Consider the following 15,407-nt stretch of genomic DNA (forward strand, 5'->3'; position numbering starts at 1 on the left):
GACCACGAATAGCCGTGCGAAATGCACGAGGGCGCAATTTGCAGGCAAGAATTGTGCACAATCCGCCCAATATTCTGAACGCTTTTGACAGAGGGGGTCGGTTTCGGCAGAGTGCGCGCTTTTTTTCGCGGAAAAGCCGCGGCTGGCGTGGTCTGGAACCCTGAGGAGAGGCAATGAATGCGGTTGTGGCGGCGGTGGGGATCATGCTGATTCTCAGCCTGTGCCGAGTGCATGTGGTGGTGGCGCTGATCATTGGCGCCGTGGTGGGTGGAATGGTCGGCGGCCTGGGTATCGAGGGCTCGCTGGCGGCCTTCAACAAGGGGCTTGGCGGTGGGGCGACCGTGGCGCTGTCCTACGCGCTGCTCGGGGCTTTCGCCGTGGCCATTGCGCGCTCCGGCCTGGCTCACGCGCTGGCGGACAAGGCCCTGGCCCTGGTGGGCCGGCAGGAGGCCAATGGCGGTGGTTTCCTGAAATGGCTGCTGGTGGCGTTGCTGCTGTGCGTGGCCATTTCCTCGCAGAACATCCTGCCGATCCACATCGCGTTCATCCCGCTGCTGGTGCCGCCTCTTCTGTATGTGCTGACGCGCCTGGCCATCGACCGCCGACTGATCGCTTGCGTGATTACCTTCGGCCTGATCACCCCGTACATGTTCCTGCCGGTGGGCTTCGGCAACATCTTCCTGAACGAAATCCTGCTGGCGAATGTGGTGAAAAGTGGCGTCGACGTTACCGGCGTGAGTGTCACCGAAGCCATGTTGATACCGGCAATGGGAATGGTGGCGGGGCTGCTGATCGCGGTGTTCGTCAGCTACCGTCGCAAGCGTGTTTATGACCTGGAACGGATCGCTCAGGCGGAGCAGGTGAGCATCGCCTACAACCCATTGAGCCTCGGTGTAGCAGGCGTCGCGATCCTGGTGGCCTTTGCGATGCAGTTGTGGCTGGACTCGATGATCATCGGCGCGCTGCTGGGCTTCGTGATCTTTTCGCTATCGGGCGTGGTGCGCTGGAAGGAGGCGGATGACCTCTTTACCGAAGGCATGAAGATGATGGCCATGATCGGCTTCATCATGATCGCCGCCTCGGGATTCGCCGAGGTGATGCGCGAGACCGGCCAGGTGGCCACGCTGGTGGACGCCTCAGCGGGATGGATCGGCCACAGCAAGGCACTCGGCGCCCTGTTGATGCTGCTGGTGGGCCTGCTGGTGACCATGGGCATCGGCTCATCCTTCTCCACCGTGCCCATCATCGCGGCCATCTTCGTGCCGCTTTGCGTGCAACTGGACTTCAGCCCGCTGGCCATCGTCAGCATCGTCGGCACCGCTGGTGCCCTTGGCGATGCCGGTTCACCAGCGTCCGACTCCACGCTGGGCCCGACCGCCGGCCTCAACGTGGACGGCCAGCACAACCACATCTGGGACACCGTGGTGCCCACCTTCCTGCACTACAACCTGCCGTTGCTGGCGTTTGGCTGGGTGGCGGCGATGGTGCTCTGAGCCGCGCGAGCCCTGGCCGGCGGTAAGGCACGTCTTCGACCTAGGTTGGTGCCGAGCCTGCGAGGCCTTGGGCGACGCAAGCGTCGCCTTGTTGGGCTTCGCTCAGCGCCAACCTACTTGGCACCCGCTGGTGGAAATGACGCCCACAAAAAACCCGGCACTTGGCCGGGTTTCTTGTTTCTCGGGCTTCGCCTTAGTTGGCCAGGGCCACCAGGCCGGAGTGCTGGACCAGGTCCAGCAGCGGCTGCGGGTAGACACCGAGGACGAAGGCCAGCAGGGCAACGAACAGCAGCATGATGCCGCCGGCGCGCTGGGCCCAGTGCATGTCGGCGTCGTGGCGGCGCAGGTTCGGCTCCACCAGGAACAGGGTGACCATGACGCGCAGGTAGTAGAACACGCCGATGGCGCTACCCAGGACCATGGCGCCCAGCAACCACCAGAGGCCGGACTGCACACCGGCAGCGATCACGAAGAACTTGCCGATGAAGCCAGCGGTCAGCGGGATGCCGGCCAGGGACAGCATCATCACGGTGAGTACGGCGGTCAGGTACGGACGGCGCCAGAACAGGCCGCGGTACTCGTACAGGGCGTCGCAGTCACGGCCGCTGTAGGGGGTGGACATCAGGGTCACCACACCGAAGGCGCCGAGGCTGGTCAGCACGTAGGTGGCCAGGTAGACGCCGATGGCCTCCACGGCCAGGCCCTTGCTCGCGATCAGTGCCACCAGCAGGTAGCCGAAGTGGGCGATGGAGGAGTAGCCGAGCAGACGCTTGAGGTTGTTCTGCACCAGTGCCAGCAGGTTGCCGAACAGGATGGAGGCGATGGCGATCACGGTCAGCAGGTCGTTCATCCAGCCGCCGGCAGTGGCCGGGGAGAGCTGGTACAGACGCAGCAGCACGGCGAACACGGCGACCTTGCTGGCAGTGGCCAGGAAGGCGGCCACCGGCGCCGGGGCGCCTTCGTACACGTCCGGGGTCCAGAGGTGGAACGGCACCAGGGACAGCTTGAACGCCAGGCCGATCAGCATCATGCCGATGCCCAGTTGGGACAGCACGCCCGGGCTACCGGCGGCGGCCAGACGGCTGCCCAGTTCAGTGAAGCTCATGCTGCCGGCATCGGCGTAGAGCAGCGCCATACCGAACAGCAGGAAGGCGGAGCCCGCGGCGGACAGCACCATGTATTTGATGCCGGCTTCCAGGGAGCGCTTGTTGAAGAAGGCGTACGCCACCAGGCCGTAGACCGGCACCGACAGCAGTTCCAGGCCGATGAACAGGCCGGCCAAGTGCTGCGCGGTAACCAGCACCAGACCGCCGGCGGCGGCGAGGAGGATCAGCAGGTACATCTCTTCGCGGTTGCCCGGATAGCCCTTGCCGGACTCACCACCCAGGTAAGCGTGAGTCAGGGTCACGCAGGCGAGGGTGGCCGCCAGGACGAGGGCCATGTAGTAGCAGCCGAAGTTGTCCACCATCATCAGCGGGGTGACCGCCAGCGGGGTGACCTTGAGGGCCGGCAGGATGGAAACCAGGGCCAGGTTGAGACCAATGACCGAGAGGCCGAAGGTCCAGGAGTGGTGGCGCTTCCAAGCGATGGCCAGCATGACCGCCACGATCGTGGCGCTGGTCACCAGCAGCGGTAGCAGGGCGATGAAGTGTTGAGTCGTGAATTCCATGAGCTGCTTACCGGGCAACGAGTTGATTGACGGCGGAGTCCAGCCACTGGTGCACGCCATGCATGCTTGCAGCGGAGGTATCCAGCACCGGTTGCGGGTAGATGCCGAGCAGGACCAGCAGGCCGGCAAGGCCCATGACCATGATCAGCTCGCGGTATCTCAGGCCTTCGTAGGTGTTCTCGTTCTTGCCCGGGCCGAAGTAGGCGCGGTGGATCATGATCAGCGAGTAGACGGAGCCGAAGACCAGGCCGGTGGAGGCCAGTACGGCAATCCAGGGCACTTGCTGGAAGGATCCGACCAGGATCAGGAACTCACCCACGAAGTTGCCGGTACCCGGCAGGCCCAGGGCGGCGGCGGCGAAGAACAGGCTGACGCCGGGCAGGTAGGGCATGCGATGCCAGATACCACCCATCTCGCGCATGTCACGGGTGTGCAGGCGCTCGTAGAGCTGGCCACACAGGATAAAGAGTGCGGCAGCGGAGAGGCCGTGGGCGATCATCTGGACCACCGCACCCTGCAGCGCGATCTGGCTGCCGGAGTAGATGGCGATCAGCACGAAGCCCATGTGGGACACGCTGGAGTAGGCCACCAGGCGCTTGATGTCGGTCTGGGCGAAGGACAGCAGGGCACCGTAGACGATGGCGAACACGCCAAGCCACTGGGCGATGGGCGCGAACTCGGCCGAGGCGTTGGGGAACAGCGGCAGGGCGAAGCGGATCATGCCGTAGGCGGCGGTCTTCAGCAGGATGCCGGCGAGGTCCACGGAACCCGCGGTCGGGGCCTGGGCGTGGGCATCGGGCAGCCAGGAGTGCACCGGCACCACCGGGAACTTCACCGCGAAGGCGGCGAAGAAGCCGAGCATCAGCAGGTACTCGGTACCGGGGGCGAGTTGGGCTTTCAGCAGGTCGGCGTAGTTGAAGGTCAGCACGCCGGTGTTGCTGTAGTTCACCAGTACCAGGCCGAGGATGGCCACCAGCATGATCAGGCCGCTGGCCTGGGTATAGATGAAGAACTTGGTGGCGGCGGTGATGCGGGTCTTGCCCTTGCTGCCGCTATGACCCCAGAGCGCGATGAGGAAGTACATCGGCACCAGCATCATTTCCCAGAAGAAGAAGAACAGGAACAGGTCGATCGCGAGGAACACGCCAACCACGCCGCCGAGGATCCACATCAGGTTGAGGTGGAAGAAGCCGACGCGGTTCTGGATCTCACGCCAGGAGCAGAGTACGGACAGCACGCCCAACAGGCCGGTGAGGACGATCATCAGGATGGAGATGCCGTCCAGGGCCAGGTGGATGGTGACGCCGAAACGCTCGATCCACTGCACCTTGAACTCTTCGGCCCACACCGGTTCGGTGCCGGGCGCGGGAGCCAGGGTGAAGTCGCCGGTCGCCCACAGCCAGAGGCCGAGGCCGAACAGCAGGGTCATGGTCAGCAGGGCGATCCAGCGAGGCAGGGTGGTGCCGAAGCGCTCACCTTGCCAGCAGAGCAGGCCGCCGATGAAGGGAATCAGGATTAGCCAGGGCAGAATCATGACGGGCTCAATTCCTTAAGAAGATTCAGGTCAGCAGCACGGCGCCGAGCACGAGCACGGCTCCGCCGACGATGGACACGGCGTACCAGCGCAGCTGGCCGGTCTGGCTACGGCTCAGGGCGAAGTTGCCACCCTTCACTACACGCGGGATCAGGCCGATGCTGCCGTCGATGGGATCGCGGCGGAGCAGGCGGCAGACCAGCAGGTAGGGTTTGACGAACAGCAGGTCGTAGAGCCAGTCGAAGCCCCAGGCGGCGAACCACCAGGCGCCGAGGAAGCGGCCCGGGGCGCTCTGGGCGACGGCGCTGACGAAGCGACGCTTGCCGAGGAAGAGCAGGGCGGCCAGCAGGATACCCGCCAGGGCGATGGCGCCCGAGGCGATTTCCAGGCTGTGCTTGGCTTCGCCACCGGCATGGCCGACGCTTTCCGGCAGCACACCCGCCAGCGGCGGAGTGATCAGGGCGCCGACGAAGGTGGAGAGCACCAGCAGCACGACCAGCGGCAGGGTGTGGGCGATGCCGTGGCCGGCATGGGCTTCGGTCTTCGCTTCACCGTGGAACGCGATGAAGATCAGGCGGAAGGTGTAGATCGAGGTCAGGAAGGCACCCACCAGACCGGCGTAGAGCAGGCCGGCATGGCCACTGGCGAAGGCTTCCCAGAGGATCTCGTCCTTGGAGTAGAAGCCTGCCGTGACCAGGGGCAGGGCAGCCAGGGCCGCGCCACCGACGATGAAGCAGGCGTAGGCCAGCGGCAACTTCTTCCAGAGACCACCCATGTTGAAGATGTTCTGCTCGTGGTGGCAGGCGTTGATGACTGCACCGGACGCGAGGAACAGCAGGGCCTTGAAGAAGGCGTGGGTCATCAGGTGGAAGATCGCCGCGTCCCATGCACCAACGCCGAGGGCGAGGAACATGTAGCCGATCTGGCTCATGGTGGAGTAGGCGAGGATGCGCTTGATGTCGGTCTGCACCAGGGCGGCGAAGCCCGCCAGTACCAGGGTCACGCCACCAACGATGCCCACCAGTTCGAGGATTTCCGGAGTCAGCAGGAACAGGCCGTGGGTACGGGCGATCAGGTAGACGCCCGCGGTCACCATGGTGGCCGCGTGGATCAGCGCGGAAACCGGAGTCGGGCCCGCCATCGCGTCGGCCAGCCAGGTCTGCAGCGGCAGCTGGGCGGATTTGCCCACGGCGCCGCCAAGCAGCATCAGGGTGGCGACCCAGAGCCAGGCATCACCGGCCGCGTACTTCTCGGGGGCCAGTTTCACCAGCTCCTGGATGTTCAGGGTGCCGAGGTGGAAGAACAGGATGAACAGGCCGATGGCCATGAAGACGTCACCCACGCGGGTAACGATGAAGGCCTTCAGCGCCGCGTTGCCGTTGGGCGTGTGCTTGAAGTAGAAGCCGATCAGCAGGTACGAGCACAGCCCCACGCCTTCCCAACCGAAGTAGAGGAACAGCAGGTTATCGCCCAGCACCAGGAACAGCATGCTGGCGATGAACAGGTTGGTGTAGGCGAAGAAGCGGGAGTAACCCTCTTCACCGCGCATGTACCAGGAGGCGAACAGGTGGATCAGGAAGCCGACGCCGGTGACCACGCCGAGCATGGTCAGGGACAGGCCGTCCAGGTAGAGGGTGAAGCTGGGGGCGAAGCCCGCCACGCTCATCCACTGCCAGAGCACCTGGGTATAGACGCCACCTTCCGGCGGGGCCACGTTGAATTGCCAGATGATCGAGGCGGCGACCAGGGCCGAAAGGCCCACGGAGCCCACGCCGATGACGGCGGAGGTGTTTTCGGAGAAACGCCCGCGGGAGAAGGCCAGGATGAACCAGCCGATCAGCGGGAACAGGCAAGTGAGGAATAGAAGGTTCATCCGCGCATCTCGCTGGCAGCGTCGATATCGAGGGTATGGAAGCGGCGATACAGCTGCAGCAGGATCGCCAGGCCGATACTGGCCTCGGCGGCTGCAAGGCTGATCACCAGAATGAACATGATCTGGCCGTCAGCCTGGGCCCAGCGGGCGCCTGCGACCACGAAGGCCAGGGCGGCGGCGTTCATCATGACTTCCAGGCTCATGAGCACGAAGAGGATGTTGCGGCGCACCATCAGGCCGGTCATGCCGAGGCAGAAGAGGATGCCCGCGACCGCCAGGCCATGTTCCATTGGGATTGCGTTCATGGCGTTATTCCTTAGCTTCGTGGCGGCCGAGGTGGAAGGCGGCGACCAGGGCTGCCAGGAGCAGCATGGAGGCGAGTTCCACGGCCAGCAGGTACGGGCCGAACAGGACGATGCCGACTGTCTTGGAGTCCACGGTGGTGTGGCCGATGGTGGCGCCGGTGGAGTTGCCGAACAGCACGTAGAGCAACTCGGCCAGCAGCGCCAGGGACAGCAGGGCAGGGCCGGTCCAGATGCCGGGTTTCAGCCACTTCTTCTCCTGCTCGGCGATGGCCGGGCCGAGGTTCAGCATCATCACCACGAAGACGAACAGCACCATGATGGCGCCGGCGTAGACGATGATTTCCAGGGCGCCCGCGAACGGGGCACCCAGGGCGAAGAAGGACATCGAAACCGCCAGCAGCGACACGATGAGGTAAAGCAGGGCGTGCACCGGGTTGGTGTTGGTGATCACCCGTACTGTGGAAGCCACCGCCACGGCGGCGGCGAGATAGAAAGCGAGTTCCACGCGCGTCTCCTTAAGGCAGCAGGCTCTTCACGTTGATCGGTTCGGCCTCATTCTGCGCGGCACCTTTCGGCTTGCCGGCGATGGCCATGCCCGCCACGCGATAGAAGTTGTAGTCCGGGTTCTTGCCGGGGCCGGAGATCAGCAGGTCTTCCTTCTCGTACACCAGGTCCTGACGCTTGAATTCGCCCATCTCGAAATCCGGGGTCAGCTGGATTGCGGTGGTGGGGCAGGCTTCTTCGCACAGGCCGCAGAAGATGCAGCGGGAGAAGTTGATCCGGAAGAACTCGGGGTACCAACGGCCGTCCTCGGTCTCGGCCTTCTGCAGGGAGATGCAGCCGACCGGGCAGGCCACGGCGCAGAGGTTGCAGGCTACGCAGCGCTCTTCGCCATCGGGATCGCGGGTGAGGACGATGCGGCCACGGTAGCGCGGCGGCAGGTATACCGGCTCTTCCGGGTACTGCAGGGTGTCACGCTTGCGGAAGGCATGGCCGAAAATCATCACCAGGCTTCTCAGCTGGGTGAAGGTGCCATGCACGATGTGGATGATTTCTTTGATCATGGCATTACTCCTTACTGGGCCGAGGCCAGCACCAGGGCACCGGTCACCAGCAGGTTGATCAGGGTCAGCGGCAGGCAGACCTTCCAGCTGAAGGCCATCACCTGGTCATAGCGCGGGCGCGGAATCGATGCGCGCAGCAGAATGAACAGCATGATGAAGAAGGCGGTCTTGAGCGCGAACCAGATGAACGGGATCTGCGGCAGGATGCCGAACGGGCCGTGCCAACCGCCGAAGAACAGGGTCACGAGCAGGGCGGAGACCAGCACGATGCCGATGTACTCACCCACGAAGAACATGCCCCACTTCATGCCGGCGTACTCGATGTGGTAGCCGTCGGCCAGTTCCTGTTCCGCTTCCGGCTGGTCGAACGGGTGACGGTGGGTCACGGCGACGCCAGCGATGATGAAGGTACAGAAGCCGAAGAACTGCGGAATGATGAACCACAGGTGCTGGGCCTGGTAATCAACAATGTCGCGCATGTTGAAGGAACCGACCTGGGCCACGATGCCCATCAGCGACAGGGCCAGGAACACCTCGTAGGAGATGGTCTGGGCCGAGGCGCGCAGGCTGCCCAGCAGGGCGAACTTGTTGTTGCTCGACCAGCCGGCGAAGAGCACCGCGTACACCGCGATGCCGGCCATGGCGAAGAAGAACAGGATGCCGATGTTCAGGTCGGCCACGCCCCAGGTGGGGGTGACCGGGATCACGGCGAACGCGATCAGCAGGGCACTCATGGCGATGATGGGCGCCAGGGTGAAGATCAGCTTGTCGGCGAACGGCGGAGTCCAGTCTTCCTTGAAGAACATCTTGATCATGTCCGCACCCAGCTGGAAGGCGCCGAAGGGGCCGACGCGGTTCGGACCGTAACGGTCTTGCCACAGGCCCAGCAGGCGGCGTTCCACCCAGGAGAGCAGCGCGCCGCTCACGACCACCGCCAGGAGAATGACGATGGACTTGAGGACGGCGACGATGATGTCGATCAGTTCGGGGGTCAGCCAGCTCATTGTGCGGACTCCTGTACGGCGGTGACGACTGCGCCGGCGAAGGCGGCCGGGATGCCCGGCAGGCCGACGGGCAGGCCCACCAGGCCGATGCCCATCTCTTCCTTGACGGCCAGCGGCAGACGCAGGGTCTGGCCATTGACGGTCAGGGCGAGCACGGCGCCGTCGTTGACGCCGAGGCGGTCGGCTTCATCCTTGGCCATGGCCACGTAGGGCTGCGGGATGCGTTCCTGCACCGGGGCGGCGCGGGAGCTGTTCTCTTCGCTGCCGAACAGGTGGTGCAGCGGAACGGCCTGCCAGGTGCCCTGGGTAGGGTTGAAGGCGGCATTGACGCTGAACCACGGCAGTACCTGGCCCTTGGCTTCAATCAGGCGTACGCCCGGATCGCCGGCGCGCAGGTGGCCGCCGACTTCGTCCTGGAACTTGTTCCAGGCCTGGGGCGAGTTCCAGCCCGGAGACCAGGCGAACGGAATCTGCTGACGGGGTTCGACAGTGCCGGCATAGCCTTCCATGGAGAAGGCGAAGGCGGAGTCCTTGTCCTGGGGCTGACGCGGCTCGTGCACGCTGATGTTGGCGCGCATGGCGGTCCGGCCGCTGTAGCGGTGCGGTTCGCGGGCGAGCTTCATGCCCTTGATGCGGAAGGACGCGGTCGGCGCGGCATCGCGGATGCCGGCCAGCAGCGGGCTGCTGTCGGCGCAGGCCGAGGTGACCTGGTCCAGTTGGGTCCAGTCCACGGGCTTGCCCTGCAGGGTGCTGTGCAGCGCGTGCATCCAGCGCCAGCCTTCGCGGACGAGGATGTTGGCGTCGTAGTAAGTCGGGTCGAAGACCTGGAAGAAGCGCTGGGCGCGGCCTTCCAGGCTGACCAGGGTGCCGTCGCCTTCGGCGAAGCTCGCGGCCGGCAGCACCAGATGGGCGCGTTCGACGGTAGCGGTCTGCTGGTGGTCAGCGACGATCACGACCTTGGCGGCGGCCAGGGCGGCATCCACCTTGGCGGCGTCGGCGCGGCGATACAGGTCGTTCTCGAGGACGACGACGGCATCGGCCTTGCCGGAGGTCAGGGCATCCAGGGCAGCGTCAGCGGACTCACCACCCAGCAGGGCCAGGCCCATGCTGTTGGCTTCCGGTACTACCAGGCTGAGGGAGCCGTTCTTCTCACGGTTCTTCAGTGCGCTGGCGATGTTGGCGGCGGCTTCGATCAGGGCCTTCTCGCCCAGGGACGCACCGGAGATCACCAGCGGGCGCTTGGCGGCCAGCAGGGCATCGGCGATGCGCTTGACCAGCTCGGCGGCTTCGCTCTCCAGGCCTTCAACGGCCGGGGCGCTCGGGTCGATAGCATGAGCCACGGCGAAACCGATGCGAGCGAGGTCGGCCGGTGCGGCGTGGACGCTTTCGGCGGCAACGTCATCCAGGCGAGTGGCGGCGACGCTGGCGATGAACAGCGGGTTCAGGGCGTCCTGAGCGACGTTCTGAACAGCAGCCATGTGCCAGTCCTGGATCTTCATCGAGGCGGCGATTTCGGTGGCCTTGCCCTTGACGGCCTGGCGCAGGGCGAGGGCCATGCGGGCGGCGGTCTGGGTCAGGTCTTCACCGAGCACGAAGATCGCATCGTGTTTCTCGACATCGCGCAGGGTGGGCACCGGCAGCGGGCCGTTCTGCAGGATGTCGCGGATCAGGCGCAGGTTGGCCAGCTCCTGGGCGGCGATACCGGAGTAGTAATTCTCGGCGCCGACCAGTTCGCGCAGGGCGAAGTTGCCTTCGAGGCTGGCACGGGGCGAACCGATGCCGATCACGCGCTTGCCCTTGAGGAGCTCGGCGGCTTTGTCCAGGGCGGCATCCAGGCTGAGTTGCTGGTTGCCCAGCAGCGGTTGGCGCGGACGGTCTTCGCGATTGACGTAGCCGTAGCCGAAGCGGCCGCGGTCGCAGAGGAAGTACTGGTTCACCGAGCCGTTGAAACGGTTCTCGATGCGGCGGATCTCGCCGTAGCGCTCACCGGGGCTGATGTTGCAGCCGCTGGAGCAGCCGTGGCAGATGCTCGGGGCGAACTGCATGTCCCACTTGCGGTTGTAGCGCTCGGAATGGGTCTTGTCGGTGAACACGCCGGTGGGGCAGACCTCCACCAGGTTGCCGGAGAATTCGCTCTCCAGCACGCCATCCTCGACACGGCCGAAGTAGACGTTGTCGTGGGCACCGTAGACGCCGAGGTCGGTACCGCCGGCGTAGTCCTTGTAGTAGCGCACGCAACGGTAGCAGGCGATGCAGCGGTTCATCTCGTGGGAGATGAACGGGCCGAGCTGCTGGTTCTGGTGGGTACGCTTGGTGAAGCGGTAGCGACGGGCGTTGTGGCCGGTCATTACCGTCATGTCCTGCAGGTGGCAGTGGCCGCCTTCCTCGCACACCGGGCAGTCGTGCGGGTGGTTGGTCATCAGCCATTCGACAACGCTGGCACGGAACTGCTTGGCCTCTTCGTCGTCGATGGAAATCCAGGTGTTGTCGGTGGCGGGGGTCATGCAGGACATGACGAGGCGACCACGCTTGTCGTTCTCGTCGGTGTACTGCTTGACCGCGCACTGGCGGCAGGCGCCGACGCTACCGAGCGCCGGGTGCCAGCAGAAGTAGGGGATGTCGAGTCCGAGGGACAGACAGGCCTGCAGGAGGTTGTCTGCACCATCGACTTCGAGCGTCTTGCCGTCTACGTGGATAGTGGCCATGGTTCAGTCTTCATCTGCCCGTGTGACCGGGCTTTGGCTAATGGAATCAGCGTGCGCGCGGGGCCGGGTGAGCGGCCGCCGCTGCGCGAATTCTTCTTCTCAGGCGCCGACAGGAATCGGTCGCGCTGCCGGAATCTGGCGGGCGATGCCTGCCTCGAACTCCGGACGGAAATACTTCATCGCACTGCCCAGCGGCTCGACAGCGCCCGGTGCGTGGGCGCAGAAGGTCTTGCCTGGGCCGAGGAAGCCGACGAGCTGCTCCAGGGTCTCCAGGTCGCCGGGTTGGCCTTCGCCACGTTCCAGGGCGCGCAGGAGCTTCACGCTCCAGGGCAGGCCGTCGCGGCAGGGAGTGCACCAGCCGCAGGACTCACGGGCGAAGAACTCTTCCATGTTGCGCAGCAGGGAGACCATGTTGATGCTGTCGTCCACGGCCAGCGCCAGGCCGGTACCCATACGGGTACCCACCTTGGCGATGCCGGCTGCGTACATGGGGGCGTCCAGGTGCTCGGGGAGCAGGAAACCGGTGCCGGCGCCGCCGGGCTGCCAAGCCTTCAGCTTGTAGCCGTCGCGCATTCCACCCGCGTAGTCCTCGAACAGTTCGCGGGCAGGGACGCCGAAGGGCAGTTCCCAGAGGCCGGGGTTCTTCACCTTGCCGGAGAAGCCCATGAGCTTGGTGCCCATGTCTTCGCTGCCCGGGCGGGCGAGGGTCTTGTACCAGTCTACGCCGTTGGCGACGATTGCCGGCACGTTGCACAGGGTCTCGACGTTGTTGACGCAGGTGGGCTTGCCCCAGACGCCGACAGCGGCGGGGAAGGGCGGCTTGGAGCGCGGGTTGGCGCGGCGGCCTTCCAGGGAGTTGATCAGTGCGGTCTCTTCACCACAGATGTAGCGGCCTGCGCCGGTGTGGACGAAGAGCTCGAAGTCGAAGCCGCTGCCGAGGATGTTCTTGCCCAGCAGGCCGGCGGCCTTGGCTTCCTCGATAGCGCGGTTCAGGTTGTTCGCCGCGTCGACGTACTCGCCACGCAGGAAGATGTAGCCACGATAGGCCTTGAGGGCGCGCGCGGAGATCAGCATGCCTTCCACCAGCAGGTGGGGCAGCTGTTCCATCAGCATGCGGTCCTTCCAGGTGTTGGGTTCCATTTCGTCCGCGTTGCACAGCAGGTAGCGGATGTTCATGGATTCGTCAGCCGGCATCAGGCCCCACTTCACGCCGGTGGGGAAGCCCGCACCGCCGCGGCCCTTGAGGCCGGAGTCCTTGACCTGCTGCACGATGTCGGCCTGGGCCATTTCGGTCAGGGCCTTGCGGGCAGCGGCATAGCCGTTCTTCTGCTGGTATTCCTCCAGCCATACCGGCTGTGCGTCTTCGCGCAGGCGCCAGGTCAGCGGATGGGTTTCTTCGCTGCGACTGATGCGGTTGGCCGGTCCGATGGACGTCAGGGTCTTCATTCGTAGGCCTCCAGCAGCTTGGCAACGCCGTTGGGCTGGACGTCGCCGAAGGTGTCGTCGTCGATCATCACGGCCGGGGCTTTGTCGCAGTTGCCCAGGCAGCAGACCGGCAGCAGGGTGAAGCGATTGTCGGTGGTGGTCTGGCCGAGGCCGATGCCGAGTTGCTTTTGCATCTCGGCCACGACGGACTCATGGCCGCCGACGTAGCAGGTCATGCTATCGCACACGCGGATCACGTGGCGGCCCACTGGCTGACGGAAGATCTGGCTATAGAAAGTCGCCACGCCTTCAACGTCGCTGGCAGGGATGCCGAGGATCTCGCCGATGGCGTCAGCGGCGCCGTCCGGCACCCAGCCACGCTCTTTCTGGACGATTTTCAGGGCTTCGATGGACGCCGCGCGCGGGTCCTCGTAGTGATGCATTTCGTGCTCGATGGCCGAGCGCTCGGTTTCGCTGAGAACGAAACGGTCGGTCTGGATAAGGGTGCTCATATCAGCGGTCCACGTCAGCCATTACGAAGTCGATACTGCCCAGGTAGGCGATCAGGTCTGCCACCATGCTGCCGCGGATCACCGAGGGGATCTGCTGCAGGTGGGGGAAGCTGGGCGTCCGGATCCGGGTGCGGTAGCTCATGGTGCTGCCGTCGCTGGTGAGGTAGTAGCTGTTGATGCCCTTGGTCGCCTCGATCATCTGGAAGGCTTCGTTGGCCGGCATGACCGGGCCCCAGGAAACCTGCAGGAAGTGGGTGATCAGGGTTTCGATGTGCTGCAGCGTGCGCTCTTTCGGCGGCGGCGTGGTCAGCGGGTGATCCGCCTTGTACGGGCCTTCCGGCATGTTCTTCAGGCACTGGTCGATGATGCGGACGCTCTGGCGCATTTCTTCCACGCGGACCATGCAGCGGTCGTAGGCGTCGCCGTTGTGGGCCAGCGGAACTTCGAACTCGAAGTTCTCGTAGCCGGAGTAGGGGCGGGCCTTGCGCAGGTCGAAGTTGCAGCCGGTGGAACGCAGGCCAGCACCGGTGACGCCCCACTCGAGGGCTTCTTTGGTGTTGTACTGGGCCACGCCGATGGTACGGCCACGCAGGATGCTGTTCTTCAGGGCGGCCTTTTCGTACTCGTCGAGGCGCTTGGGCAGCCATTCGACGAATTCCTTGACCAGCCCATCCCAACCGCGAGGCAGGTCGTGGGCGACGCCGCCGATGCGGTACCAGGCCGGGTGCAGGCGGAAGCCGGTAACGGCTTCGATCACCTTGTAGGCACGCTGGCGGTCGGTGAAGGTGAAGAACACCGGGGTCATGGCGCCCACGTCCTGGATGTAGGTACCCAGGAACAGCAGGTGGCTGGTGATCCGGAAGAACTCGGCCATCATCACGCGGATGAAATCGACGCGCTGCGGCACCTTGATGCCGGCGAGCTTCTCGACCGCGAGAACGTACGGCAGGTTGTTCATCACACCGCCGAGGTAATCGATACGGTCGGTGTACGGAATGAAGCTGTGCCAGGATTGGCGCTCGGCCATTTTCTCGGCACCGCGGTGGTGGTAACCGACTTCCGGCACGCAGTCGACGATCTCTTCGCCGTCGAGTTGCAGGATGATGCGGAAGGCACCGTGGGCGGAGGGGTGGTTCGGGCCGAGGTTGAGGAACATGTAGTCCTCGTTCTCGCCGTGGCGTTTCATGCCCCAGTCTTCCGGGCGGAAGCGCGCGGCTTCTTCTTCAAGCTGGTGCTTGGCCTGGGTCAGGCTGAAGGGGTCGAATTCGGTGGCGCGCGCCGGGTAATCCTTGCGCAGCGGGTGACCTTCCCAGGTGTTGGGCATCATGATCCGCGACAGGTGCGGATGGCCGGCGAAGGTGATGCCGTACATGTCCCAGACTTCCCGCTCGTACCAGTTGGCGTTCGGCCAGATACCGGTGACGGTGGGCAGGTTGAGGTCGCCCTCGGACAAGGCGACCTTGATCATTACGTCACTATTACGCTCCAGCGACATCAGGTGGTAGAACACCGTGAAGTCGGCGTTCGGCAGGCCGCGGCGCTGGGTGCGCAGGCGCTCGTCCACGCCATGCAGGTCGTACAGCATGACGTAGGGGCGCGGGAGATTGCGCAGGAATTTGAGGACGTCGATCAGCTTGTCACGGGCGACCCAGATCACCGGCATGCCGGTGCGGGTCGACTGGATGGTCAGGCTTTCGGCGCCAAAACGGGAGTTCAGCTCTACGACGACGTCTTGGTCGTCTGCCTTGTAAGGCGGAATGGACAGAACGGTGTCTGCAGTCATGGTCTCGGTCGCTATTCGTCAACGTAAAGAATGAGCCTGG

Annotated in this window: 12 protein-coding genes; 1 reads left to right on the top strand and 11 read right to left on the bottom strand. The window is 64.7% G+C overall.

What is annotated here, in order from left to right; all coding sequences use genetic code 11:
* The first annotated feature begins 173 nt into the window (after positions 1–173).
* Positions 174–1,493, top strand: a complete 1,320-nt coding sequence (locus TQ98_RS11495; protein ID WP_044872865.1) for a Na+/H+ antiporter NhaC family protein — start codon at positions 174–176, stop codon at positions 1,491–1,493.
* A 193-nt stretch (positions 1,494–1,686) separates the two neighbouring features.
* On the opposite strand, the gene nuoN is transcribed toward TQ98_RS11495, so the two are convergent.
* The 11 genes from nuoN to nuoC all read right to left on the bottom strand — a co-directional run bounded on the left by nuoN (position 1,687) and on the right by nuoC (position 15,367).
* Positions 1,687–3,162 (bottom strand): NADH-quinone oxidoreductase subunit NuoN, encoded by a 1,476-nt coding sequence (nuoN, locus tag TQ98_RS11500; protein WP_044872864.1) that lies wholly within the window; start codon positions 3,160–3,162, stop codon positions 1,687–1,689.
* A gap of 7 nt (positions 3,163–3,169) precedes the next feature.
* Entirely contained in the window at positions 3,170–4,696 is a 1,527-nt protein-coding gene (gene nuoM, locus TQ98_RS11505) for an NADH-quinone oxidoreductase subunit M (protein ID WP_044872863.1), read from the bottom strand.
* Between the two features lie 25 nt (positions 4,697–4,721).
* Positions 4,722–6,569, bottom strand: coding sequence for an NADH-quinone oxidoreductase subunit L (gene nuoL / locus TQ98_RS11510; RefSeq protein ID WP_103102946.1), 1,848 nt, complete (start codon positions 6,567–6,569; stop codon positions 4,722–4,724).
* The gene (gene nuoK / locus TQ98_RS11515) at positions 6,566–6,874 is read right to left on the bottom strand and encodes an NADH-quinone oxidoreductase subunit NuoK (RefSeq protein ID WP_044872859.1); all 309 of its coding nucleotides are present in this window, start codon (positions 6,872–6,874) and stop codon (positions 6,566–6,568) included. The genes nuoL and nuoK overlap by 4 nt, the downstream gene beginning before the upstream one ends.
* Before the next feature lie 4 nt (positions 6,875–6,878).
* A complete protein-coding gene (nuoJ, locus tag TQ98_RS11520; RefSeq protein ID WP_044872858.1) occupies positions 6,879–7,379 on the bottom strand; it encodes an NADH-quinone oxidoreductase subunit J in 501 nt (166 codons plus the stop codon).
* A 10-nt stretch (positions 7,380–7,389) separates the two neighbouring features.
* A complete protein-coding gene (gene nuoI, locus TQ98_RS11525; protein ID WP_044872857.1) occupies positions 7,390–7,938 on the bottom strand; it encodes an NADH-quinone oxidoreductase subunit NuoI in 549 nt (182 codons plus the stop codon).
* Positions 7,939–7,949: 11 nt separating this feature from the next.
* On the bottom strand, positions 7,950–8,942 hold the full coding sequence (nuoH, locus tag TQ98_RS11530; protein ID WP_044872856.1) for an NADH-quinone oxidoreductase subunit NuoH: 993 nt from the start codon (positions 8,940–8,942) through the stop codon (positions 7,950–7,952).
* Positions 8,939–11,647 carry an NADH-quinone oxidoreductase subunit NuoG gene (gene nuoG, locus TQ98_RS11535; protein ID WP_103102947.1) on the bottom strand — a complete coding sequence of 903 codons (2,709 nt, stop codon included), beginning with the start codon at positions 11,645–11,647 and terminating at the stop codon, positions 8,939–8,941. Before nuoG ends, nuoH begins: the two co-directional genes overlap by 4 nt.
* A 99-nt stretch (positions 11,648–11,746) precedes the next feature.
* Positions 11,747–13,093 carry an NADH-quinone oxidoreductase subunit NuoF gene (gene nuoF, locus TQ98_RS11540; protein WP_044872853.1) on the bottom strand — a complete coding sequence of 449 codons (1,347 nt, stop codon included), beginning with the start codon at positions 13,091–13,093 and terminating at the stop codon, positions 11,747–11,749.
* Positions 13,090–13,584, bottom strand: a complete 495-nt coding sequence (gene nuoE, locus TQ98_RS11545; RefSeq protein WP_044872852.1) for an NADH-quinone oxidoreductase subunit NuoE — start codon at positions 13,582–13,584, stop codon at positions 13,090–13,092. The genes nuoF and nuoE overlap by 4 nt, the downstream gene beginning before the upstream one ends.
* A gap of 1 nt (position 13,585) precedes the next feature.
* A complete protein-coding gene (gene nuoC, locus TQ98_RS11550) occupies positions 13,586–15,367 on the bottom strand; it encodes an NADH-quinone oxidoreductase subunit C/D (protein WP_044872851.1) in 1,782 nt (593 codons plus the stop codon).
* Positions 15,368–15,407 lie beyond the last annotated feature (40 nt).

The organism is Pseudomonas sp. LFM046 (assembly GCF_000949385.2).
In the GTDB taxonomy this organism is placed as follows: Bacteria; Pseudomonadota; Gammaproteobacteria; order Pseudomonadales; family Pseudomonadaceae; genus Metapseudomonas.

Excerpts from the sequence above, each read along its gene's own strand:
- nuoC (WP_044872851.1), bottom strand. The coding sequence starts at position 15,367 with ATGACTGCAGACACCGTTCTGTCCATTCCGCCTTACAAGGCAGACGAC.
- nuoH (WP_044872856.1), bottom strand. The coding sequence starts at position 8,942 with ATGAGCTGGCTGACCCCCGAACTGATCGACATCATCGTCGCCGTCCTC.
- nuoK (WP_044872859.1), bottom strand. The coding sequence starts at position 6,874 with ATGAACGCAATCCCAATGGAACATGGCCTGGCGGTCGCGGGCATCCTC.
- nuoF (WP_044872853.1), bottom strand. The coding sequence starts at position 13,093 with ATGAAGACCCTGACGTCCATCGGACCGGCCAACCGCATCAGTCGCAGC.
- nuoM (WP_044872863.1), bottom strand. The coding sequence starts at position 4,696 with ATGATTCTGCCCTGGCTAATCCTGATTCCCTTCATCGGCGGCCTGCTC.
- nuoL (WP_103102946.1), bottom strand. The coding sequence starts at position 6,569 with ATGAACCTTCTATTCCTCACTTGCCTGTTCCCGCTGATCGGCTGGTTC.
- nuoG (WP_103102947.1), bottom strand. The coding sequence starts at position 11,647 with ATGGCCACTATCCACGTAGACGGCAAGACGCTCGAAGTCGATGGTGCA.
- nuoN (WP_044872864.1), bottom strand. The coding sequence starts at position 3,162 with ATGGAATTCACGACTCAACACTTCATCGCCCTGCTACCGCTGCTGGTG.
- nuoI (WP_044872857.1), bottom strand. The coding sequence starts at position 7,938 with ATGATCAAAGAAATCATCCACATCGTGCATGGCACCTTCACCCAGCTG.
- TQ98_RS11495 (WP_044872865.1), top strand. The coding sequence starts at position 174 with ATGAATGCGGTTGTGGCGGCGGTGGGGATCATGCTGATTCTCAGCCTG.
- nuoE (WP_044872852.1), bottom strand. The coding sequence starts at position 13,584 with ATGAGCACCCTTATCCAGACCGACCGTTTCGTTCTCAGCGAAACCGAG.